The organism is Streptomyces sp. NPDC003023, from assembly GCF_042888225.1.
In the GTDB taxonomy this organism is placed as follows: domain Bacteria; phylum Actinomycetota; class Actinomycetes; order Streptomycetales; family Streptomycetaceae; genus Streptomyces.
Genome location: NZ_JBIAPL010000011.1, coordinates 55,273 through 77,922, shown reverse-complemented (window position 1 = coordinate 77,922; position 22,650 = coordinate 55,273). Strand labels below are relative to the sequence as shown.

At 70.6% G+C, this 22,650-nt stretch carries 22 protein-coding genes; 3 read left to right on the top strand and 19 right to left on the bottom strand.

All coding sequences use genetic code 11. The annotated features are described in order from the left end of the window. Window positions 1–29: 29 nt before the first annotated feature. From ACFYV1_RS28965 to proS, 13 genes are all read right to left on the bottom strand, one after another. Entirely contained in the window at window positions 30–338 is a 309-nt protein-coding gene (locus ACFYV1_RS28965) for a DUF2469 domain-containing protein (protein ID WP_005311352.1), read from the bottom strand. Between the two features lie 29 nt (window positions 339–367). After that, window positions 368–907, bottom strand: a complete 540-nt coding sequence (locus ACFYV1_RS28960) for an NUDIX hydrolase (protein WP_389398550.1) — start codon at window positions 905–907, stop codon at window positions 368–370. Beyond that, window positions 897–1,640, bottom strand: a complete 744-nt coding sequence (lepB, locus tag ACFYV1_RS28955) for a signal peptidase I (RefSeq protein ID WP_389398549.1) — start codon at window positions 1,638–1,640, stop codon at window positions 897–899. The genes ACFYV1_RS28960 and lepB (ACFYV1_RS28955) overlap by 11 nt, the downstream gene beginning before the upstream one ends. 74 nt (window positions 1,641–1,714) lie before the next feature. After that, on the bottom strand, window positions 1,715–2,629 hold the full coding sequence (gene lepB / locus ACFYV1_RS28950; RefSeq protein ID WP_389398548.1) for a signal peptidase I: 915 nt from the start codon (window positions 2,627–2,629) through the stop codon (window positions 1,715–1,717). Further along, on the bottom strand, window positions 2,545–3,597 hold the full coding sequence (gene lepB, locus ACFYV1_RS28945) for a signal peptidase I (RefSeq protein WP_389398547.1): 1,053 nt from the start codon (window positions 3,595–3,597) through the stop codon (window positions 2,545–2,547). Before lepB (ACFYV1_RS28945) ends, lepB (ACFYV1_RS28950) begins: the two co-directional genes overlap by 85 nt. Continuing rightward, window positions 3,590–4,396 carry a signal peptidase I gene (lepB, locus tag ACFYV1_RS28940; protein ID WP_389398546.1) on the bottom strand — a complete coding sequence of 269 codons (807 nt, stop codon included), beginning with the start codon at window positions 4,394–4,396 and terminating at the stop codon, window positions 3,590–3,592. The genes lepB (ACFYV1_RS28945) and lepB (ACFYV1_RS28940) overlap by 8 nt, the downstream gene beginning before the upstream one ends. Before the next feature lie 71 nt (window positions 4,397–4,467). Continuing rightward, window positions 4,468–4,818 carry a 50S ribosomal protein L19 gene (gene rplS, locus ACFYV1_RS28935; protein ID WP_389398545.1) on the bottom strand — a complete coding sequence of 117 codons (351 nt, stop codon included), beginning with the start codon at window positions 4,816–4,818 and terminating at the stop codon, window positions 4,468–4,470. Window positions 4,819–4,946: 128 nt separating this feature from the next. Further along, entirely contained in the window at window positions 4,947–5,768 is an 822-nt protein-coding gene (trmD, locus tag ACFYV1_RS28930; protein ID WP_389398544.1) for a tRNA (guanosine(37)-N1)-methyltransferase TrmD, read from the bottom strand. Beyond that, a complete protein-coding gene (rimM, locus tag ACFYV1_RS28925) occupies window positions 5,768–6,313 on the bottom strand; it encodes a ribosome maturation factor RimM (protein ID WP_389398543.1) in 546 nt (181 codons plus the stop codon). The genes trmD and rimM overlap by 1 nt, the downstream gene beginning before the upstream one ends. Window positions 6,314–6,408: 95 nt before the next feature. Further along, the gene (locus ACFYV1_RS28920) at window positions 6,409–6,648 is read right to left on the bottom strand and encodes an RNA-binding protein (protein WP_003980229.1); all 240 of its coding nucleotides are present in this window, start codon (window positions 6,646–6,648) and stop codon (window positions 6,409–6,411) included. 2 nt (window positions 6,649–6,650) lie between these two features. Then, window positions 6,651–7,094, bottom strand: a complete 444-nt coding sequence (gene rpsP / locus ACFYV1_RS28915; RefSeq protein ID WP_389398542.1) for a 30S ribosomal protein S16 — start codon at window positions 7,092–7,094, stop codon at window positions 6,651–6,653. 334 nt (window positions 7,095–7,428) lie between these two features. After that, window positions 7,429–8,022 (bottom strand): hypothetical protein, encoded by a 594-nt coding sequence (locus tag ACFYV1_RS28910; RefSeq protein WP_389398541.1) that lies wholly within the window; start codon window positions 8,020–8,022, stop codon window positions 7,429–7,431. A 203-nt stretch (window positions 8,023–8,225) separates the two neighbouring features. Then, complete coding sequence (proS, locus tag ACFYV1_RS28905) at window positions 8,226–9,638, bottom strand: proline--tRNA ligase (RefSeq protein ID WP_389398540.1); 1,413 nt, start codon at window positions 9,636–9,638, stop codon at window positions 8,226–8,228. Window positions 9,639–9,845: 207 nt separating this feature from the next. On the opposite strand from proS, the gene ACFYV1_RS28900 reads away from it, so the two are divergent. Next, on the top strand, window positions 9,846–10,646 hold the full coding sequence (locus ACFYV1_RS28900) for a class I SAM-dependent methyltransferase (protein ID WP_389398539.1): 801 nt from the start codon (window positions 9,846–9,848) through the stop codon (window positions 10,644–10,646). A 192-nt stretch (window positions 10,647–10,838) separates the two neighbouring features. On the opposite strand, the gene ffh is transcribed toward ACFYV1_RS28900, so the two are convergent. From ffh to ACFYV1_RS28875, 5 genes are all read right to left on the bottom strand, one after another. Beyond that, window positions 10,839–12,389 carry a signal recognition particle protein gene (gene ffh / locus ACFYV1_RS28895; RefSeq protein WP_389398538.1) on the bottom strand — a complete coding sequence of 517 codons (1,551 nt, stop codon included), beginning with the start codon at window positions 12,387–12,389 and terminating at the stop codon, window positions 10,839–10,841. A gap of 228 nt (window positions 12,390–12,617) precedes the next feature. Next, the gene (locus ACFYV1_RS28890) at window positions 12,618–15,068 is read right to left on the bottom strand and encodes a [protein-PII] uridylyltransferase (RefSeq protein WP_389398537.1); all 2,451 of its coding nucleotides are present in this window, start codon (window positions 15,066–15,068) and stop codon (window positions 12,618–12,620) included. Between the two features lie 27 nt (window positions 15,069–15,095). Beyond that, the gene (locus ACFYV1_RS28885) at window positions 15,096–15,434 is read right to left on the bottom strand and encodes a P-II family nitrogen regulator (RefSeq protein WP_389398536.1); all 339 of its coding nucleotides are present in this window, start codon (window positions 15,432–15,434) and stop codon (window positions 15,096–15,098) included. Next, window positions 15,431–16,789 (bottom strand): ammonium transporter, encoded by a 1,359-nt coding sequence (locus ACFYV1_RS28880; RefSeq protein ID WP_389398535.1) that lies wholly within the window; start codon window positions 16,787–16,789, stop codon window positions 15,431–15,433. Before ACFYV1_RS28880 ends, ACFYV1_RS28885 begins: the two co-directional genes overlap by 4 nt. A 307-nt stretch (window positions 16,790–17,096) precedes the next feature. After that, entirely contained in the window at window positions 17,097–18,572 is a 1,476-nt protein-coding gene (locus tag ACFYV1_RS28875) for a hypothetical protein (RefSeq protein WP_389398534.1), read from the bottom strand. Window positions 18,573–19,001: 429 nt separating this feature from the next. Here ACFYV1_RS28875 and ACFYV1_RS28870 point away from each other — a divergent pair, with 429 nt between their 5' ends. Beyond that, on the top strand, window positions 19,002–19,664 hold the full coding sequence (locus ACFYV1_RS28870) for a bifunctional DNA primase/polymerase (RefSeq protein ID WP_389398533.1): 663 nt from the start codon (window positions 19,002–19,004) through the stop codon (window positions 19,662–19,664). 94 nt (window positions 19,665–19,758) lie between these two features. Here the strand turns inward: ACFYV1_RS28870 and ftsY are convergent, their stop codons facing one another. Continuing rightward, a complete protein-coding gene (ftsY, locus tag ACFYV1_RS28865) occupies window positions 19,759–20,982 on the bottom strand; it encodes a signal recognition particle-docking protein FtsY (RefSeq protein ID WP_389398532.1) in 1,224 nt (407 codons plus the stop codon). Between the two features lie 170 nt (window positions 20,983–21,152). Between ftsY and ACFYV1_RS28860 the strand changes: the two genes are divergently transcribed. After that, a complete protein-coding gene (locus ACFYV1_RS28860; protein ID WP_389398531.1) occupies window positions 21,153–22,604 on the top strand; it encodes a cytosine permease in 1,452 nt (483 codons plus the stop codon). The last annotated feature ends 46 nt before the right edge of the window (window positions 22,605–22,650 follow it).

Sequence of the window (22,650 nt, the reverse complement as noted above, 5' to 3'; positions counted from 1 at the left end):
AACCGCGTCACCCGTGGGAGTGAGGGCGGTCAGCTTCCGGGGAGTTCGAGGTCGCTCTTGTTCAGCTCCTCGATGTTCACGTCCTTGAAGGTGAGCACCCGGACCTGCTTGACGAACCTCGCCGGCCGGTACATGTCCCAGACCCAGGCGTCCGCCATCGAGACCTCGAAGAAGACCTCGCCCTGGACCGAGTGCACCTGCATCTCGTAATCGTTGGTGAGGTAGAAGCGACGCTCTGTCTCGATGACGTATTTGAACAGCCCGACGACATCTCGGTACTCCCGGTAGAGCTTCAGCTCCATCTCGGTCTCGTACTTCTCGAGGTCCTCGGCGCTCATGGCATGTTCCCCTTCAGCCTTGCGTCCCCCTATTGTGCGCCAGCCGCCCTGAGTCCCTGGACGATTTCCGTGTCCAGGACGATCGGCGCACTCGGAGGCCCCTCGTCGAGCAGCGTGCTCAGCAACTCGGCGAGCCTGTTCGGATACACCGTCTCACGCGCCGCCGACAGTTCGGCGGAGGTCCACCACCTCAGGCCGGCGACGCTCCGCTTCTCGAGCTCCGTCAGCCCGCCCGGCACGGTCACGGTCTGGGTGGTGCGCCCCAGGAAGAACCATTCGTCCTGGTCCCAGCGGCGCCCGTCGAACGGGAAGGAGCACTGCCGCTGCCACAGCACCGGCCCCAGTTCCACATCGGTGATCCCGGTCTCCTCGGCCAGCTCCCGCAGCGCCGCCGCCTCACGGGTCTCGTCCCCCTCCAGGCCGCCTCCGGGAGTGAACCACCAGTCGTCGGCCGGGTCGCTGGGCTCGTGGCCGTGCAGAAGCAGGATCCGGTCCTGCGGGTCGAGCAGCACGATCCTCGAGACCCTGCGGAACCGGGTCGGGACGGCGCCGGATCCGTCATCCGGCACCGGAGGCCGCCCTTGCTCGCCGGCTGCGACCGAGACGGCCCGCGACCGGCCCGTAGGCGGCCCCGGCGACGATCAGTGCGGCACCGGTCACGACCGCGCCGAGCATGAGCTTCACCGGACCGGGCCGGGACACCCCGCCGGGCAGCCCGGCGAATCCCTCGGGCCGCTCCACGATCCCGCCGTCGAGCGGCCACGCGACGGCGTCCACGCGGGCGGAGACCGCCGAGCGGGGCACCGAGCCGTGTCCGGGGTCCTGCAGATGCGACCTCGAGTCGAGCGAGCCCATCCGCTCGTCGCCCAGCAGGAACAGATGCCCCTCGGGCACACTCGCCGTGAAGTTCTCCGACGCGGGCTCGTCCCCCTGCAGCAGATACGGTTCCTCAACGGCCTTGCCGTTGACCGTCAGCCGGCCGTTCCCGGCACAGCAGGCGATCTCGTCGCCGCCCACACCCACGACGCGCTTGATCATCGGCAGGTCGCCCCACTGGCTGTCGCTGAAGACCACGACGTCCCCGCGGCGCACCTCGTCGCCGTCTATGCGTTCCGCCAGCACCCGGTCGCCCGCCTCGACGGTCGGCGCCATCGACGCCGTGGGCACGGTGTACGGCTGGTAGACGAGAGCGCCCCAGACGAATCCGCCGAGGAAGAGCACACAGCCGACGGCCACGGCCAGCCCCGACAGCGCGTTGCCGAGCCGGCCGTGGCCGTCGTCCTGATGTCCTGGTCCGCCCATACCGGCGCTCCCCACCTCGGAGATTCGAGCCCCGGGAATCCTCGCCCCCGGGGTTCGGCGATCTGGGCGGCACCCTACCCGGCGGTACGCCTGCCGGTCAGCCTCCTGCGCCACAGCACGATCGGCAACGCCCCTGCCAGTCCGAGCGCGGCGGGCGCGGCCGGCAGGGCCGCCGCCGTGCTGATCCCGGGCTGGTCGAAGGTGTCCGGCACCGGAAGGGTGGACCAGCGGTCCAGCGGCCAGGCGACCACCACGGCACGGCCCACGACCTGGTCGACCGGGACGAAGCCGTCGTTCACGTCTTCCATGTGGTACCGGGAGTCCTGGGAGTTCTGGCGGTTGTCGCCCATGACCCAGATCTTGTCGTCCGGCACCTTGAAGGGCCCGAACGGCATGTCGTCGCAGGCCGTGCTCCCCGGGTTGACGTACGGCTCGTCGAGGGCCTTGCCGTTGACCTTGACCGGACCGCCCTTCTTGCACTCCACCGTGTCGCCGCCGACCGCGATGGTCCGCTTGATGAGGTCCTTCTCCTCCGCGGACGGCATCAGGCCGATGAAGCTGAGGAACTCCTGCATGACGTTCGGCTCCGGGGTGGGCTCGTTCTCGAGCCAGCCGCCCGGATCGTGGAAGACCACCACCTCACCGCGCTCCGGCTCGGAGCCGAACCACGGGGTGAGCTTGTCCACCAGCACCCGGTCGCCCCGCTGCAGTGTGTTCATCATCGATTCCGACGGGATCGAGAACGCCTGCACCAGGAAAGTCTTGATCAGCAACGCCAGGAGCAGCGCGATACCGATCAGGAGCGGCAGTTCCTTCCAGAAGGACTTCTGCTTCTTCCGATCCGTACCGCTGCCCTCCGAGGAATCGTCGCCGCCGGCCGCCGTCTCCGGACCCGGATCGTCCGTCACGTCCGAGGGCGTCTCCGGAAGCCCTTGCCTTTCCTCGGGATCGTCATGCCCGGACCGTGCGCCGACCGCCACGTCCCCCACATCCACTCCTCACGCCGTGCGAACCGCCTGTGCCAGATGAGGTACAGGCCCACCACTCCCATAACGAGCGGGAGTTCCGCAGGGGTCGGGAGCAGGACCATTCCGTTCCGGTCCTGGGAGGACACACTATTCGACGGCAGCGGTGACGCCGTCGCCCCGGCACGCGGGTCGGGCACGGATGCGTAGGTCTCCGGTTCCGCCAGCCGCCGCCAGTGGTCCAGCGGCCAGGCGATCAGGACCGCCCTGCCGACCACCTGGTCCTGCGCAACCGTGCCGCTGCCCTCCTCTTCGAGGTGGAAACGCGAATCAGCAGAATTCGACCGGTGGTCCCCCATCACGAAGAGCCGCCCGGGCGGCACCTTCACCTCGAACTGCATCGTCGAGGGGACATCGCCCGGGTTCAGGTACGGCTCGTTCAGCGGCACGCCGTTGACGGTGACCCGGCCGTCCTTGCCGCAGCACTTCACCGTGTCCCCGCCGACGGCCACCACCCGTTTGATGAGGTCCCTCTCGTCGTCCGAAGGCAGCAGTCCGATGAACGTCAGGCCCTGCTTCACCTGCTTGACGACGATCGGGTCGTCCTCCGCGGGCTTCTCCTCCGGCGGCAGCCAGCCACCGGGGTCCTTGAAGACGACGACGTCACCGCGCTGCGGCTTCGAGCCGAACCACGGGGTGAGCTTGTCCACCAGCACCCGGTCCTGGATCCGGATCGTCTGCTCCATCGAGCCGGACGGGATCACGAACGCCTGCACCAGGAACGTCTTGAGCACCAGGGCTATGAGCAGGGCCACCGTGATCAGGATGGGTATCTCCTTCACGGCGGAGCGGCGTCGCTTGCGCTTGACCTTCTTCGCCAGCCTGCGCCGCTCGGCCCTGCCCGGCAGCGGCCTGGCGCCGTTCGTCGGGCGGGTCCCGGTGGGCAGCCGGGTGTCCGCCCGGTGGCTGGGGTTGCGCCCTCGGTTACCCATGCGGGCCGCCCGGGGGCGCGTCGGGCACACCGGAGAACGCGTCGGTCGGATCGATGCCGGACCAGCGGCTCATCGGCCAGCCGATCCAGTCCACCCGCCCCACGACCATGTCCACGGGCACCATGCCGCCGCCGGGTGCGCCGAGATGCTCCCTGGAGTCGCGTGAGTTGCTGCGGTGATCGCCGAGAACCCAGAGCTTTCCCGGGGGGACGACGATGTCGAAGGCCACCTCGGAGGGCGTGCTGTCGGGGTGCAGGTATCCCTCGTCGATCGGTACGCCGTTCACCTCGACCCTGCCCCCCTTGTCGCAGCAGACAACCCGGTCACCGCCCACGCCCACCACCCGCTTGACGAAATCGGTCTCGGCCGGCTCGGCGAGTCCGAGTGCGGCGAGCCCCTCTCGTACTACGGAACTGACCGGGTTTTCAGTCACTCCCTCGTGCACGAAGGAGCCCGCGCCGTCGAAGACGATCAGGTCTCCGCGTCGGGGCTCTGCACCGGAACCGTACGCCAGCTTGTTCACCAGCACCCGGTCCCCCACCTGAAGGGTGGGCTCCATGGAACCGCTGGGAATCTGGAAGGGCTGCACCACGAAATGGCTCAGCAGCAGCACGAAGAGGGTGCAGGCGACTGAGACGAGCCCCGCCGCGCGCAGGGACATCGGGCCGCGGCCCGGGCGGAGTCGGCCGAGGCGCCTGCCGGAGCCGGAACGACGCGCGGAGCGCGGCCCCTCTCCCTCGGCCCCGGGTTCGGGGCTGGAAGAGCGGTCGCGCTCCGTGTGCTGTGCTTCGGTGTCCATCGGGGCCAGAGCCTATCCGGCGGCCCTGTGAACGGCTGGGCCGAAGCCTCGTCGCGGCTGTGAGCTCAGGCTCAGTTGTCGCGCTTCTCCTTGATCTTCGCGGCCTTGCCGCGCAGCTCACGGAGGTAGTACAGCTTGGCGCGACGGACGTCACCGCGGGTGACGAGCTCGATCTTCTCGAAGATCGGGCTGTGCACCGGGAAGGTGCGCTCGACGCCGACGGAGAAGGAGACCTTGCGGACCGTGAAGGTCTCGCTCACGCCCGCGCCCTGACGGCGGATGACGACGCCCTTGAACTGCTGGATACGGGAGCGGTTGCCCTCGATGACGCGAACGTGGACGTTCACGGTGTCACCGGGACGGAAGGACGGGACGTCGCTGCGCAGCGACGCGGCGTTGACGTTGTCGAGCAGGTGAGCCATGTTGGTCTGCTTCCTCGCCGATGCCACAGGTCATCAGCGGAATGTCGAGATGAGATTCAGGGATGCTCGCGTCGGGTGGGCGTCGTTCCCCCTGTGGCAGGGGCGCCGACCGGACGTCCAGCAGCGGCTCATTCTTCCACGGGGTCGGGCCTGCGCCAAAATCGGCCGCCCGGCTCCGGCGCCCAGCCGAGGATCGAGAGGGTCTCCCGGTCCTTCTTGTCGAAGGCGGCCGGGTCGCAGCGTTCGATCAGGTCGGGCCTGTTGGCGGCCGTGCGGGCCAGCGCCTCGTCCCGGCGCCAGCGTGCGATCTTCCCGTGGTGGCCGCTGATCAGCACATCGGGGATCTCGCGCCCGCGCCAGGTGGGCGGCTTGGTGTAGACGGGGCCTTCCAGCAGGTTCGCCATCGCGCCGGGCGCGAAGGAGTCGTCCCGATGGGACTCGGCGTTGCCCAGGACACCCGGCAGCAGACGGGCCACGGCCTCGGTGACGACCAGCACGGCCGCCTCGCCGCCGGCCAGCACGTAGTCGCCGATGGAGACCTCGTAGACCGGCATACGGGTCGCGTACTCGTCGACGACCCGGCGGTCGATGCCCTCGTAGCGGGCGGGCGTGAAGATCAGCCAGGGGCGCTCGGAGAGCTCGACGGCGAGCTCCTGGGTGAAGGGGCGGCCGCTGGGGGTGGGAACCACGAGGACGGGGCCGTGGGCGCCGGCCTCGTAACCGCTCGCCAGGGCGTCGTCCAGGGCGTCGCCCCACGGCTCCGTCTTCATGACCATGCCGGGCCCGCCGCCGTACGGGGTGTCGTCGACGGTGTTGTGCCGGTCGTACGTCCAGTCGCGCAGGTCGTGGACATGGACGCCCAGCTGCCCGCGGGCGCGCGCCTTGCCGACGAGGGAGACGTTCAGCGGTTCCAGGTACTCGGGGAAGATCGTGACGACGTCGATCCGCATCAGGACTCGTCCCGCGACGACGCGATCTCGGCCTCGGCGTCGTTCAGCAGGCCGGGGGGCGGGTCGATCACGGCCCGCTGCTCCTCCAGGTCGATCTCGGTGACGATCTCCTCGACGAACGGGATCATCACCTCGGTGCCGTCCGGCCGCTCGACGATGAACAGGTCCTGCGAGGGCAGGTGGCTGATCTCGGTGATCCGGCCGATCTCCGTGCCGTCCGCGAGCACCACGTCCAGATCCATCAGCTGGTGGTCGTAGTACTCGTCGGGATCCTCCGGAAGCTCCTCCGGGTCCACCTCGGCGATCAGCAGCGTGTTGCGCAGCGCCTCTGCGGCGTTCCGGTCGGTCACGCCCTCGAAGCGCAGGAGCAGCCGTCCGCTGTGCACCTTGCCGGACGCGACGGTCAGCGGCCCCGCGCCGGCCGGGTCGGTGGCCAGTACGGCGCCGGGTCCGAGCCGCAGCTCGGGCTCGTCCGTACGCACCTCGACGGTGACCTCGCCCTTGACGCCGTGAGCACGGCCGATCCGCGCCACCACCAACTGCACGCTCAATCTCCTTCGATACGACTGCGGGCCGGGGCGGGCTCGAAAGCCCTCCCCGGCCCGAGCCGGCGCATCCACGCGAAAACTGCCAACTTGTTTCAGCGGACCTGGTCCACGTCGACGAGGTCGACACGGATGCCACGGCCGCCGATGGCGCCCACGACGGTGCGCAGGGCGCGCGCGGTGCGGCCGTTGCGGCCGATCACCTTACCGAGGTCGTCGGGGTGCACCCGGACCTCGAGCACACGCCCGCGGCGCAGGGTGCGCGAAGCCACCTGCACATCGTCCGGGTTGTCGACGATGCCCTTCACGAGGTGCTCGAGAGCCTCCTCGAGCATCCTCAGGCCTCGGTCGACTCGGCGGGAGCGGCCTCGGCCTCTTCCGCCTTCTTGTCAGCCTTCTTCGCCTTCGGGGTGATGGCCTCACCCTTGGCGTCGTCACCCTCGAGAGCCTTGGCGAAGGCGTCGAAGGAGGCGCGCTTGTCTTCCTTCGTCTCCGGCTGCAGCAGCGGCTTCTCCGGGGCGGGCAGCCCCTTGACCTTCTGCCAGTCGCCGGTGAGCTTCAGGATGGCGAGAACCGGCTCGGTCGGCTGGGCGCCGACGGACAGCCAGTACTGCGCACGCTCCGAGTCGACCTCGATGCGGGACGGGTTGTACGTCGGGTGGTAAAGACCGATCTCCTCGATGGCCCGGCCGTCACGGCGGGTACGGGAGTCGGCGACGACGATGCGGTAGTGGGGCTGGCGAATCTTGCCGAGACGCTTCAGCTTGATCTTGACTGCCACGGGAGTGGTGTCTCCTGGTCTTGACGTGGTTGGGCACAACGAGATGCCACGTGGGGTTGCGGTACTCGGGTGCCCGATGGACGCGTCAGCCGGAGGCGAGAGGGTTCCTGTGCGGCTGTCGAGTACAGCTAGCCATTGTGCCACAGTCCCGCGGCCGCTTCGCACCCGCCCCGGCGTCACGGAACGGCCCCGCGGGCAGCGATCCCGGAGGGCGGGTCGCACCCGTCGCGGCGGCACGCCCGGCACGCGGCACGCCCCGCGGGCCGTCGGCGACGGCAGTACGCCCAGCACGCCGCCGGCGCCGCCGGCAGCCGGACCCCGCGGGCGCGGGCGATCAGCTCGCCGCGCCCACTGTCTCCGGGATCCGGAACGGTTTGCCGCAGCCCCCGCAGACGATCGGCGCCTGGGCGAGGACGGAAGGGACGACTCTGACGTTGCGGCCGCAGTCGCAGACGGCCTTGACCCGCACGCCACCGCCCGAGGAGCCGTGCCGGGCGGCAGGCCCCCGGAAGGACCGCTTGGTGTCGGAGGCCGTCGCGACCGTGTGCGCCTTGAGGGCGCGCTGCAGCCGCTCGATCGTGGGGCGGTACCGCCGCTTCGCCTCGGGGTTGAGCGCGACCAGCGAGAAACCGCTGCTGGGATGCGGCTCCTCCACGTGATCGAGGCCCATCTCCTCGGCGATCGCGAGGAAGCGGCGGTTGTGGTAGCGGCCGGCGCGCGAGGTGTCGCGGACGCCTCGCGCGGCGGCGATGCCGTGGACTGCCTCATGGAGCAGCCGTTCGAAGGAGAGTTCGGCGCCGCAGGCGGACGAGGACTCTCCGATCAGGGACTCGGGCGCGGCAAGATCCGGCAGTTCGGGGTGGTGCCGCTGAATGTCGGCCCACGCCTGTGCCAGCTCTGCGGCGAGAACAGGTGGTGTCGTGCTCACGTCGTGATAACGAGCCGGACGGCCCACGGGTTCCATTCCGGGCCATCTCAAATATTTTGCACGTACCAGTCAGTTGGTGTCAGTTGCCGTTGATGGGTCCTGACGAGGGCGGGTGCGCCGATCTGCGGAGGATCCTCACAGCTCGCACCAAGGCGGCGCATAGCGGCCGCTGCCCCCGGCAGGACCCGGGCGGACCACCGGCGTCAGTAGGCCCGGGCCACGATCGCGACAGTACCGGGAGCGTCGTCGGCGTCGGGCACCGAGCCGTCCTCCGCCACGAGGCAGCGCACGGAGACAGCCTGCTCCGCGAGCTTCGCCTCGCCCTCCTCGCCCAGCGTCGCCCACGGGATGCGCGCCCATCCGCCGGCGACCGCGGCCTCGGCCGCCTCCTCGATCGTGGTGACATCACTCGTACGGGACGCACGGCGGGCCCTGGACTGCTCGAGCAGCAGCGCCTGGTCGTCGTCGAGGATCTTCGGCAGCAGCGCGGCGAGCGAGTCGATGCCCACCGGCTCCTTCCCTCCGGGGATGCGCCGGGCGAGCATCGCGGTGCCCGCCTCGAGGTCCCTCGGGCCGATCTCGACACGCACCGGCACGCCCTTGAGCTCCCAGTCGACCGCGCGACGGCCGAACGGCGTGTCCACCCGGTCGTCGACCTGCACACGCAGCCCCGCGGCCTTGAGCACCTCGCCGACCTCGCGGACCCTGGCGACCGCCTCGTCGCCCTTGATGGCCATGACGACCACCTGCACGGCCGCCAGCCGCGGCGGGACGCGCAGGCCGTTGTCGTCGCCGTGGGACATGATCAACCCGCCGACCATGCGGGTGGACGTTCCCCAGGAGGTCTGCCAGACGAGTTCCTGCTGCCCGTCCTTGGAGAGGTACTGGGTGTTGAACGCCTTGGCGAAGTTCGTGCCGAGCTCGTGGCTCGTGCCCATCTGCAGGGCCTTGCCGTCGCCCATCATCCCTTCCAGGGTGAGGGTGTTGATGGCTCCGGCGAACCGCTCGCGGGGCGTCTTGCGGCCGAGGACGACGTCGATGCCGAGGACGTTCACCATGAAGTCCGCGTAGACCTCCTTGTGGATGTACGCGGCGTAGTCCCTGGCGTCCTCGTAGGTGGCGTGGGCGGTGTGGCCCTCCTGCCAGAGGAATTCGGTCGTTCGCAGGAAGACGCGCGGGCGCATCTCCCAACGGACCACGTTCGCCCACTGGTTGATCAGCAGCGGCAGATCCCGGTAGCTCTGCACCCACTTGGAGAAGTAGTCGTTGATGATCGTCTCGGACGTGGGGCGCACCACGACCGGCTCCTCGAGCTCCTTGCCGCCCCCGTGCGTGACCACCGCGAGCTCGGGCGCGAAGCCCTCGACGTGCTCAGCCTCGCGAGTCAGGTAAGACTGGGGGATGAAGAGCGGGAAGTAGGCGTTCTGAGCACCCGCGTCCTTGATGCGGGCGTCCATCTCGTGCTGCATCCGCTCCCACAGGCCGTAGCCGTACGGTCGGATGACCATGGTGCCGCGCACCGGGCCGTTGTCCGCGAGTTCGGCCTTGTTGATCAGGTCCTGGTACCAGCGCGGGAAGTCTTCCGCCTGGGGCGTGAGAACGGGTGCCTTTGCCATGGCGGGCATCGTACGGCGCTACAGGGTCTGTGCGTGAATCGGCCAGGCGGCCGGGGCGCACGCCTCGACCGCAGAAGCAGTGCCGCACGACCCCTGGACGCGAGGACGCCCGCGCAGTTCTCTGGCATACGGGGAAGCGCGGAGAGTACGCACACGGGGGCTGACCTTCAGGGCACAACCACCTCTCGGCGGATTGGGGCGCTTTCGATGACATCCACGCTCGTCCAGCACCGACCCCACAAGGTGTCGGCGTCCTCTGCGGAGGCAAGCGCACGCGCCCGGGACTGGGCCGAGATCCAGGAACGCATGCTGGTGCCGCTCTACGAAGCGGTCTACGAACGTCTCGAGGTGGGAACCGGGTCGCGGCTGCTGGGCCTCGGCTGCGGCTCCGGCCTCGCCCTGCTGATGGCCAGGGCGCACGGCGCGACGGTGACCGGCGTCGACACGGACCCCGACCGTCTCGCCCTGGCGCGCGAGCGGATGGACGGGAGCCCGACGGCATTGCTGCTCGACGGCACGGCGCAGGCGGTGAGTCCCGGCGGCCCGGCGTACAACCTCGTCACCGCCTTCCAGCCGATCGGCTGCGGCGAGGACGACGCGGAGAGGCTGGAGCAGGCGCTCAGGGAGGCGGTCGGTCTCGCGGAGCGCAGGAGCCCGGTGGTGCTCGCCGGCTGGGGTCCGCCCGAACGGTGTGCCACGTCCGGCGTGCTCCGGGTGGCGGGCGGGGGCCGCCAGTCCGGGCACCGCGACGTGCTGGAGGACATCGCGGGGCGGGCGGGCCTGAATCCCGACGGCTCGGGCCGGGTGGCCTGCCCCTTCGGCTACGCGGACGTGGACAGCGCGGTGAGAGGGCTGATGTCGACCGGGCTCTACGACGCGGCCGTGCGGGAGAGCGACGCGGCGCGGGTCGGGAAGGAGATCGCCGAGGCGCTTCACGACCACCGCCGGCCCGACGGCACGGTGTGGATGCCGAACGTCTTCCGCTATCTGATCGCCCGCACGCCCTGACCCGGACACGAAGGCATGAGAAGGGGCCCGCGACCGTGGCGGTCGCGGGCCCTCTTTCAGGTCCGGCGGTCATCTCCGGCGGTCATCTCCGGCGGTCATCTCCGGCGGTCATGTCCGGTCGTCGTCCTCATGTCCGGTGGTCGACCCGTGGACTTCTCGCAGCGGGCCGACCCCGTGAGCTCCCGACCCGGGTCAGCCCATGAACTTCTTGAACTCGTCGGGCAGCTCGAAGTTCTCGTCCGGCCGGCCGGCCGGCAGCCCGAACGCGCCGCCCTGGGCCGCCTGCTCGCGGCGCTCCGCCGCTGCCTGCTCCTCGGCCTTGCGCTTCATCGGGTTGCCGCTCTTGCGCTTGCCCTTGGCCTGCTTCTGCTGCTTCTTCTGCCGGCCGGGGCCGCCGCCCATGCCCGGGATGCCCGGCATACCCGGCATCCCGCCGCCCTGGGCCATCCTCGACATCATCTTGCGCGCCTCGAAGAAACGCTCGACCAGGCCCTTCACGGCACTGACCTCGACGCCGGAACCCTTGGCGATACGGGCTCGGCGCGAACCGTTGATGATCGTCGGGTCCTGGCGCTCCACGGGCGTCATCGACTTGATGATCGCGGCCGTACGGTCCACGTCACGCTCGTCGATGTTGTTGATCTGGTCCTTCATCTGCGCCATGCCGGGCAGCATCCCGAGCAGCTTGCTGATGGAGCCCATCTTGCGGACCTGCTCCATCTGGGCCAGGAAGTCGTCGAGCGTGAACTCCTTGCCCTTGCTGCTCGCCAGCTTGGAGGCCATCTTGGCGGCCTCTTCCTGGCTGAAGGTCTGCTCGGCCTTCTCGATCAGCGAGAGCATGTCGCCCATGCCGAGAATGCGGGACGCCATGCGGTCCGGGTGGAACGCGTCGAAGTCGTCCAGCTTCTCGCCGTTGGAGGCGAACATGATCTGCTTGCCGGTGACGTGCGCGATGGAGAGCGCGGCACCGCCTCGGGCGTCACCGTCCAGCTTGGACAGGACCACGCCGTCGAAGCCGACGCCGTCGCGGAAGGACTCCGCGGTGTTCACGGCGTCCTGACCGATCATCGCATCGACGACGAAGAGGATCTCGTCCGGCGAGACGGCGTCACGGATGTCCGCGGCCTGCTGCATCAGCTCCTGGTCGATGCCCAGGCGGCCGGCGGTGTCGACGACGACGATGTCGTACTGCTTGGTGCGCGCGTACTCGATCGAGTCCTTGGCGACCTGGACCGGGTCGCCCACACCGTTGCCCGGCTCGGGCGCGTAGACGCCCACTCCGGCGCGCTCGGCGACGACCGAGAGCTGGTTGACGGCGTTGGGGCGCTGGAGGTCACAGGCGACGAGCAGGGGCGAGTGCCCCTGGGCCTTGAGCCAGAGACCGAGCTTTCCGGCGAGGGTGGTCTTGCCCGCACCCTGCAGACCGGCGAGCATGATCACGGTCGGCGCGGTCTTGGCGAACCGCAGACGGCGGGTCTCGCCGCCGAGGATCGTGATCAGCTCTTCGTTGACGATCTTGATGACTTGCTGGCCGGGATTCAGCGCCTTGGACACCTCGGCGCCGAGCGCACGGGTCTTGACCTGCTTGATGAACTCCCGGACGACCGGGAGCGCCACGTCGGCCTCGAGCAGGGCGATACGGATTTCCCGGGCCGCGCCGTCGATGTCTGCCTCTGACAGGCGTCCCTTGCCCCGGAGGTTTTTGAAAGTCGCGCTGAGGCGGTCGGAAAGCGTATCGAACACGGTGGTCGCGATTCCTCGGGTCGGGGCCTGGTGGACGCCCCAAGAGTATCGGGCCCCGGAACATTCGTGCCCCCGCCCGCCGTGACGGCGGACAGGGACGGGATCCCCGCACCGGCGGGGAGCCTGCCTTGGCGATCTTCACGATCTGCCGGGCCGGTGGAACACCCCCGCCACCGCCGGCGGGGAGCACGACGTGCTCAACGACCGGGCGCCCCCGAAGTCACGCCCTCATCGCAGTGCCTCCTCGACCCTCTTCGCGAGGGCCGCCGCCTCCGCGTCGCCGAGTGGGGCGCCCGCCCCGTCGGTGACGTACAGGGTGTCCACCGCGTTGGCGCCCAGCGTCGAGACGTGGGCACTGCGCACCCGTACCGCCGCGCCTTCCAGGGCCCGGCCGATCCTGTGCAGCAGGCCGGGGGCGTCCTGGGCCCTGACCTCGATGACCGTGGCCAGGCGGGACCCGGCGGGGGCCACCGTCACCCTGGGCGGCGGGGCCTTGACCCCGCGCCGCCGTGGCCAGGCGGCCTCGCGCTCGGCGAGGCGGCCCCGGATGTCCAGCGAGCCGTCCAGGGCGCGTACGAGGTCGGCACGGAGCCGGGCGGCCTGGGGCAGGGAGCCGTACTCGGCCGCGACGCGCCAGTTCAGCATCAGGACGGACCCCTCGCCCACCTCACCGGGCAGTTCGATCGCCCGGAGGTCGGCGGCGCGGACGGTGAGCCGGTGCAGCGCCAGCACACCGGCGACCGCGGGCAGCACACCCGGCCGGTCGGGCAGGGCGATCAGCAGCTCGACGCCTACCGGTGCCGGCCCGTCCTCCTCCGCCGGGGACTCGGGACGGGCGTGCAGGGCGAGTACGGGCTCGCCGGTGCGCAGCGCCTCGACGGCGAGCCGTTCCTGTTCGGCGCCGGGGACGGCCCGGTCCGGCTCGTCGGGCACGTCGCCGGCGAGCACGGCGGCGACCCGCCGCACCAGGTCGGCGACGAGCGAGCCACGCCAGGACGACCAGGCCGCCGGCCCGGTCGCGAGGGCGTCCGCCTGCGTGAGGGCCTGCAGCAGCTCCAGGGTGGAGGCGGATCCGACCACGGAGGCGACGGAGGCGACCGTGGCCGGATCGTCCAGGTCACGCCTGGTCGCCGTGTCGATGAGCAGCAGGTGGTGGCGTACGAGGGTGGCGATGACGCCGACGTCGGCGCGGTCGAAGCCGATGCGGGCCGCGACGTCGCGGGCGATGGTCTCGCCGGCGACGCAGTGGTCGCCGGGCCGGCCCTTGCCGATGTCGTGCAGCAGCGCGGCCGTCAGCAGCAGGTCCGGACGGCCGACGTGGCGGGTCAGCTCCGACGCCTTGACCGCGGTCTCCACGAGGTGCCGGTCGACGGTCCAGGTGTGCACGGCGTTGCGCTGGGGCCTGCACCGGACGCGCTCCCAGTCGGGGACGAGCCGGGTGATCAGGCCCTCGGCCTCCAGCGCCTCCCAGACGGGCACGGTCGGTTCCCCGGCGCCGAGCAGGGTCACCAGCTCCTCGCGTGCCTCCGGGGGCCAGGGCACGGGCAGCGGATGGGCGGTCATGGCTTCGCACAGGCGCCGCACGGCGTGCCGGGACACGGGCAGACCCGCCTGGGCGGCGGCGGCCGCGGCGCGCAGCGGAAGGACCGGGTCGCGCTCGGGGCGCGCGGTGCGGGCGAGCACCACTTCGCCGTCGAGTTCGACGACGCCCTCCGCGAGCGGTGTGCGCTCGGGTTTCGGTGTCCGTCCGCCGAGCACGGCCCGGAGTCTCGGCCGGGCGGCGCGGGACCGCAGGACGCGGCCGACCTCGCGCCAGGTGACGTCGGTGGCGTAGGAGACGGTCCGCGCGGCCTCGTACACCTTGCGCAGCAGGGCGTCGGCGTCGGGGAGGCCGAGTTCCGCCGCGACCTGGTCCTGTTCCTGGAGGGCGAGGCGGTCGGTGGCGCGGCCGGTGGTGAGATGCAGTGCGTCGCGTACGTCGAGGAGGGTGCGGCGGGCCTCCGCCAGTCCTTCGCGGGGGGCGTCGGCCAGCCAGGAGGCGGCGACGGCGCGCAGGGCGGTCGCGTCGCGCAGTCCGCCCCTGGCCTCCTTGAGATCGGGTTCGAGGAGGTACTGGAGCTCGCCCTGCCGGGTGGCGCGTTCGCGGCAGAGGTCGTCGAGTTCCGGTAGGCGCCGCGGTGCCTGGTTTCGCCAGTCGGCGAGCACGGCGGTGCGCAGGGAGGCGACGAGCCCCAGGTCCCCGGCGACGTGCCGGGCGTCGAGGAGCCCGAGCTGCACCTTGAGGTCCTCCCCCGCGGTCTTCCGGGCCTGAGCGGGGGTGCGTACCGAGTGGTCGAGAGCGAGGCCCAGGTCCCAGACGGGGTACCAGATCCGGTCGGCGATCGCGGCCACGGCCGCGGGAGGGGTGCTGCCGTCGTGGAGCAGCAGGAGGTCGAGGTCGCTGCGAGGGGAGAGCTCGCCCCTGCCGTAACCTCCGACGGCGACGAGCGCCGCGCCGCGCACGCCCTGCTCCAGTGCGGCGGTGGCGAACAGCGCGGACAGCCATTCGTCGGTCAGCCGGGCGAGTGCCTCACGGCGCGGCGGCCCGGACCGCCCCTTCTCCGTGAGAAGGAGCAGTCGGGCCGCCGCATAGCCGCCGGGTCCCGCGTCTTCCGCTTCGTCGGTCACGTCCAGGCCCACCCGGCAGCTCCTGTTCCGTCGTCCGATTCAGAGGGCGTCGGGGCCGCGCTCGCCGGTGCGTACACGTACCGCCGTGTCCACCGGGACGCTCCAGACCTTGCCGTCACCGATCTTTCCGGTGCGTGCCGCCTTGACGATCACGTCCACGAGCTGTTCGGCGTCGTCGTCCTCGACCAGCACCTCGATGCGGATCTTGGGGACGAGGTCGATGGTGTACTCGGCACCGCGGTAGACCTCGGTGTGGCCACGCTGGCGGCCGTACCCGCTGGCCTCCGTGACCGTGAGCCCTTGGACACCGAAGGCCTGGAGAGCCTCCTTGATCTCGTCCAGCCGGTGCGGCTTCACGACTGCGGTGATGAGCTTCATGCGTCCACCTTCTTGTTCTGTCCTGCGGCTGCCACAGCGTCCACGGCCGCGGGCACGGCCTTGCGGGAGCCCGCTCCGCCGCCCGCGCCGCTGAAGTCGTACGCGGTCTCGGCGTGCTCGACCTGGTCGATGCCGGAGACCTCGACGTCCTCTTCGACCCTCATGCCGATGGTCTTGTCGAGGACGAGGGCGAGGACGGCCGAGACGACCAGAGAGTAGGCCAGCACCGCGAGGACACCGACGGCCTGCTTGCCCAGCTGGTCGAGGCCGCCGCCGTAGAAGAGGCCCTTGGCGTCGGACTGGACGCCGCCGGTGGCGAAGAGGCCGACCAGGAGGGAGCCGACGACACCGCCGACGAGGTGGACGCCGATGACGTCGAGGGAGTCGTCGTAGCCGAACCTGAACTTCAGGCCGACGGCCATGGCGCAGAGGAGACCGGCGACGGCTCCGACGGCGATCGCGCCGAGCGGGGAGACCGCGCCGCCGGCCGGGGTGATGGCGACGAGACCGGCGACCGCGCCGGAGGCGGCGCCGAGGGTGGTGAAGGCGCCGTGGCGGATCTTCTCGTAGGCGAGCCAGGCAAGCATGGCCGCGGCGGTGGCGACCTGGGTGTTGACGAACATCACCGCGCCGACGCCGTCGTCGTTGCCGAGCCACGATCCGGCGTTGAACCCGAACCAGCCGAACCACAGCAGCGCCGCGCCGAGCATGACCAGCGGGAGGCTGTGCGGACGCATCGGGTCCTTCTTGAAGCCGACGCGCTTGCCGATGACGAGGACGACGCCGAGGGCCGCGGCACCGGCGTTGATGTGGACGGCGGTGCCGCCGGCGAAGTCGATGACGCCCATCTCGAAGAGCCAGCCGCCGGAGCCCCACACCCAGTGCGCGACCGGGAAGTAGACGACGGTGACCCACAGGGCGATGAACAGCGCCCAGGCGGTGAACTTGACGCGGTCGGCGACGGCACCGCTGATCAGCGCGGGGGTGAGGATCGCGAACATCAGCTGGAACACGGCGAAGACGTAGACGGGGATGGTGTAGCCGTCCCACAGTTCGGTCACACCGATGTCGCCGAGGCCGACATAGTCCGAGCTCCATCCGACGATCGAGCCGATGTCGGTGCCGAAGGCCATGCTGAAGCCGTAGAGCACCCACAGGATGGTGACGATCCCGAGGCTGACGAAGCTCATCATCAGCATGTTCAGGGTGCTCTTGACGCGGACCATGCCTCCGTAGAAGAAGGCCAGTCCCGGGGTCATGAGCATCACCAGGGCGGAACAGATGAGCATGAACCCTGTGTTCGCGGCAGACAGCTCTGGGGCGTCTGCGGCAAGGGTCGAGATGCCTGGGGGCATCGGCGTCTCCTCGTCGTCGTGCGGCCGCGTGCGGGCGGAGCCTGCGGCGGAAGGGCGGGCCGTTATGCCGCATGAGACTGGCGGAGCGCCGTTTCCGCAGATGCCGCACGATGTTTCGCGGCGGTGACGAAGAGGTCCGGGGTGTTACGCGACCATGAACGCGACGATCTCGCCGGGTGACCGGGCGTATCCACTGCGCACAGTACGAAACCGGCCGCGACGCCCACCCTGATGACTGGCACGGGGGGAGCCGAGTCGGGCGGTTCGGGGTGGGTGTCGCGGCCGGGGCCTCGGGTGCCGCCGCCGGTCAGACCGCTTCCGCGGTCTCCGGCAGCTGGGCGGTGAGATGGTCGGTGAGCTGGACGACCTCGGCGACGTCGCCGAAGTCCCTGGCCGCGGTGTCGACGGTCTTGCGCAGCCGGGTGTTGACCCGCTCGGAGCGGACCCGCTTGGCGACGGACAGCGCCCGGCCGGCGAAGTCGGTGGCTCGTTCCGGTTCCTTCTTGAGCAGGTGGACGGTGGCCATCCCGATCAGGTTGAGTGCGTACGACCGCTGGTGCTCGTCGTCCCGGCCGAAGAGTTCGACGGCACGCTCCATGACCGGCTCCGCGAGGGAGGCGTAGGTGGGGCTGCGGCCGGCGACATAGGCCAGGTCCCGGTAGGAGTGGGAGTTCTCCCCGTGGAGTTCGGCCTCGGAGAAGAAGCGGATCCAGTCGGGCTCGGGCTCGGTGTCGAAGCCGATGTCGGCGAAGGTGTCCTCCGCCATCCGGACGGCTCGCCGGCACTTGCTGGGCTGGCCCATGTTGGCGTAGGCGCGGGCCTCCATCGCGTACAGCATGGCCTGGGTGCGCGCGGTGGCGCAGTCACGGCTGCCGTACTGGGCGAGATGGACGAGCTCGAGGGCGTCCTCGGGGCGGCCCAGGTGGATCATCTGCCGGCTCATCGACGACAGGATGTACGAGCCGAGCGGCTTGTCGCCCGCCTCCTTGGAGGCGTGCAGCGCGAGTACGAAGTACTTCTGGGCGGTGGGCTGGAGGCCCACGTCGTAGCTCATCCAGCCGGCCAGTTCGGCGAGTTCGGCGGCGCACTTGAAGAGGCGCCGCCGGGTGGCGGGCGGCTGCGGCTCCTGGAGCAGGTCGGTGACCTCGTGGAGCTGGCCCACGACGGCCTTGCGGCGCAGGCCGCCACCGCACTGGGCGTCCCACTGCCGGAACATCGCGGTGGTGGCCTCGAGCAGGTCGAGCTCCGGCTTGGAGAGGCGGGCGCCCCGGCGGATCGGGGTGGACGGCTCCTGCGCCGCGGCCTCGCCCGCCGGGGAGGGCACGAGCCAGCGCTGCATCGGCTCGACGAGGGCGGTGCCGGCCGCGAGGGAGAGCGAGGTGCCGAGGAAACCCCGGCGCGCGAGCATCAGATCGCTTCTGGAGAACTCGCTGAGCAGGTGCACGGTCTGGTCCCCGGCCCACGGCAGGTCCACACCGGACACCGAGGGTGACTGGTGGACGGAGCGCAGCCCGAGGTCCTCGACGGCGACGACGGTGCCGAAGCGCTCGGAGAACAGCTCGGAGAGGATGCGGGGAATCGGCTCGCGCGGCTGCTCGCCGTCCAGCCACCGGCGCACTCTGGAGGTGTCCGTACTGATGTGGTGTGCGCCCATCTGGCGTGCCCGCCGGTTCACCTGGCGCGCGAGCTCGCCCTTCGACCAGCCGCTCCGCACGAACCACGAACCCAGTTGCTCGTTGGGGCGCTTGCCGGCGTTCGTACCGTCTGCGCCGCTGCCGCTCACAGAAATGTCTCCGTCCGCCGAAGCCTCATCGCCCGAACCCCTACCAGAATGACGCCGGTTGCGGCTTCCCGTGATGCTGTTGCACCCGTCGAACAGGAAGCCGCATTGCCTCCGGCATACCCGGAAGCGGGACTGCAATTGCAGGTTGATGTACCGACGGTAATCCTACGATCACGGCTCCAGCGAGTGGGATTGCAGAAACGCCACCATTCGCCACCCCTCCGAGTGAACCCACTTGCGGCCAGGCGCGATTCACTTGACATACGGCCGATCAGGAGTTGATGGGGTGTTGCGTGCACGGGCGCGCGTCGCGTTCACACTCCCCCCGCGCACCACGCACGCCACCGTCACTCCCACCCGAGGGCAACGGTGAGTGACGGGGAAGCTTCAGATCGTAACCACCGGCGCTTACCACCCGTTGGAGGGGGCATGGGCTTCACGATCGGCGGCACCCGGGGGATCGGTCAGATCCGGACCGGCTCCCGGCGCCGCGGGCGCACGACAGAGGCCACAGTGGTGGCCGAGTACACCGGACTGTGGGGCTGGGCGGTGATCCCCGGCGCACGGGCCTCGTCCGGCAAGTGCTCCTGCGGAGATCCGGCCTGCGCGGCGCCCGGCGCGCACCCTCTGGGCTTCGCGCTCGAGGTTCCCGCCGGTGCGACGCTCGACGAGGCGGGCAAGGCGTGGGCCGATGTGCCCGGCGCGTCGCTGCTGCTGCCGGTCGGCCGGAGCTTCGACATCCTCGACGTGGCCGCTCCGGCCGGCCGCCGGGCGCTGGTGCGCATGGAGCGCATGGGCCTGCCGCTGGGGCCGGTCTCGGTCACGCCCGACGGGCGCTGCCAGTTCTTCGTCGCACCCGGCGCGGCGGACGGGTTGCCGCGGCTGCTCTACCGGATGGGCTGGGACGACGCGGACCTGGACCTGCGGTGCCTGGGCCCGGGTGACCACGTCACCGCTCCGCCGTCGGACCGGGGCGGACTGGGCCCCGTCCGGTGGCTGCGTCCCCCGTCCCTCGACACGGCGGCGGCCCCGCCGGAGGCCAGGCTGCTGCTGGGCACCCTCGCCTACACCTGCCACCGCAGCCGGTCCTGACCCCTCGTACAGCAGAGTGCCCGGCGGCCGATGGGCTGCCGGGCACCGCGCTGTACGGGACGGACCGGATGAACGAGCCGGGCGGGACGGGCCCTCAGTCGCCGATCAGCGCGTCGACGAATGCCTCGGGCTCGAACGGCGCGAGGTCGTCCGCGCCCTCGCCCAGTCCCACGAGCTTGACGGGCACGCCGAGTTCACGCTGCACCGCGACGACGATGCCGCCCTTGGCCGTGCCGTCCAGCTTGGTCAGCACGATGCCGGTGATGTCCACGACCTCGGCGAAGACCCGCGCCTGCACCAGGCCGTTCTGACCGGTGGTGGCGTCCAGCACGAGCAGCACCTCGTCCAGCGGGCCGTGCTTCTCCACGACCCGCTTGACCTTGCCGAGCTCGTCCATCAGGCCCGTCTTGGTGTGCAGTCGCCCGGCGGTGTCGATGAGCACGACGTCCGCGCCCTCGGCGATGCCCTCCTTGACCGAGTCGAAGGCGACCGAGGCGGGGTCGCCGGCCTCGGGCCCCCGTACGGTGCGGGCGCCCACGCGCTCGCCCCAGGTCTGCAGCTGATCGGCGGCGGCGGCACGGAAGGTGTCCGCGGCGCCCAGCACGACCGAGCGGCCGTCCGCGACGAGAACGCGGGCGAGCTTGCCGGTGGTGGTGGTCTTGCCGGTGCCGTTCACCCCCACGACCATGACGACCGCGGGCGTGTCGAGACCGCTCTCCGTCTTCACCGCGCGGTCGAAGTCGGTGCCCACCAGGTGGAGCAGCTCCTCGCGGAGCAGGGTGCGCAGCTGCTCGGGGGTCCGGGTGCCGAGCACCTTGACCCGCTCGCGCAGCCGCTCCACGAGCTCCTGGGTGGGGGCGACGCCGACGTCGGCGGTGAGCAGCGTGTCCTCGATCTCCTCCCAGGTGTCCTCGTCGAGGTGCTCGCGGGACAGGAGCGTGAGGAGCCCCTTGCCGATGGAGTTCTGGGAGCGGGCGAGGCGGGCACGGAGCCGCACGAGCCGGCCCGCGGTCGGCTCCGGGATCTCGATGACCGGCGCGGGCGCCTCGGCGACGACCGGGTCCTCGATGGCGACAGGGGTTTCGACGGCCTCCTCGGCCGTCGGCAGTCCGACCTCCTCGATGGTGCGGCGGGATTCGTCCCGTGGTGTCTCCGCCTCGTCACCGACATGCGGTTCGGCGGGCGGAGCGGTGATGGTCGGCGAGCTCGGCGGCGCCTGCGGGGGCAGCTGCTTCTTCTTGCGGCTGCTGACCACGAGGCCGCTGATCGCGCCGATCGCGACCAGGGCGATGACTACGGCAAGGATGACGATTTCCATAACGCGGTCCAGTATCGGCCACCGGTGCCCGCACGCGAGGCCCTCGGACGATCCCACAAAGGCGACCTCACCCATTTGGACCTTTTGGGGTGTTCGTACGATGCTGGTGTGCCGGATCCCCTCCCGGCAGACCCTCCGGTGTCCCCCCACCCCGCTACGGAGCCAACTTCATGCCCCACGCCTCCGAATCCGAAGGCGCGATAGAGACCCGCGGCCTCGAACCCGTCCCCGACGGCGAGCGCACGGGTCACGTCCGTGAGCTGTTCCCCACCTGGGTCGCCGCCAACATCAGCGTGCTGCTCCTGACGATGGGCGCGGGCCTGATCGTCTTCAACGGTCTCAACTTCTGGCAGGTCCTGATCGTCGCGATCGCGGCACCCGTCCTCTCGTACGGGATCGTCGGCCTGATCTCCGTCGCCGGAAAGCGCGGCGGCTCCCCCGGCATGGCACTGTCGCGCGCCGTCTTCGGGCAGCGCGGAAACCTCTTCCCCGGCTCGCTGATCTGGGTGGCCCGCTGGGGCTGGGAGACGATCAACGCGGTCACCGGCGCCTACGCCGTGCTGACCGTGCTGGATCTGCTCTTCGGCGTCCGCAGCAACACGGCGCTGATCATCACGACCCTGCTGCTCTTCGTCACCTGCACCTTCCTGGTCTCCGGCCTCGGCATCAACGCGCTCCAGGTGTGCAGCAAGTGGTCGACCTATCTGTTCGGCGCGTTCAGCGTGCTGGTCCTCGGCCACCTGGTCGTGAACACGGACTGGCCGGCCGTCTTCGGCAAGCCGGCCGGTTCGACGGCGATGATGGTCGCCGGTATCGGCACGCTCGCCGCCGGCGGTATCAGCTGGGTCCCGTCCGGACCGGACTTCACCCGCTACCTGCCGCGCACGGCGTCGAGCAGGGCGATGGTGGGCGCGACCGTCGGCGGCGCCGGGATCGTCGTCCTGCCGATGGTGCTGATGGGCGCGGTGATGGCCGTCGCCACGCCGGATCTGGCGAGCGCCCAGGACCCGGTGGCCTTCATCGGCGAGATCCTGCCGATGTGGCTCGCGGTCCCGTATCTGCTGATCGCGCTGGTGGGCATGCTGCTGATCAACTCGATGTCGATGTACTCGGCCGGCTTCACCGCGCAGACGCTGGGCGTCAAAGTGCCGCGCGCGTGGGCGGTCAGCGTCAACGCGCTGATCAGCCTGGTCTTCGGTTTCCTGCTGATGGTCGTCGCGACCGGCTTCATCGGCTCCTTCATCTCGTTCCTGACACTGCTCGCGGTGGCGTTCTCCGCCTGGATCGGCGTCTTCGGCGTCGACATGCTCCGCAGGCCCGCGTACGACGGAGCGGCGCTGATGGACACCACCCGTACCAGCGCCTACTGGTACCGCGGCGGGTTCGCCTGGCAGGCGATGGTCTCCTGGGCGGCCGCCCTGGTGACGGGCCTGCTGTTCACCAGGGTCGACTGGTTCGCCGGACCGCTCGCCGGGTCCTGGATCGGCAGGAACGGGCTGGGCTGGGCGGCGACGATCGTGCTGTCGGCGGCGCTGTACGCCGTGCTGCCGCGCACGCCCGGCACGCCGGCCGGACCGGTGGAGCCCGCGTCCGAACGTGAGGCCGCACCCCTGTCCATCTGACGCAACGTCAGCTACCGTCCCCCTTCGCCATGCCCACACCCGGCGG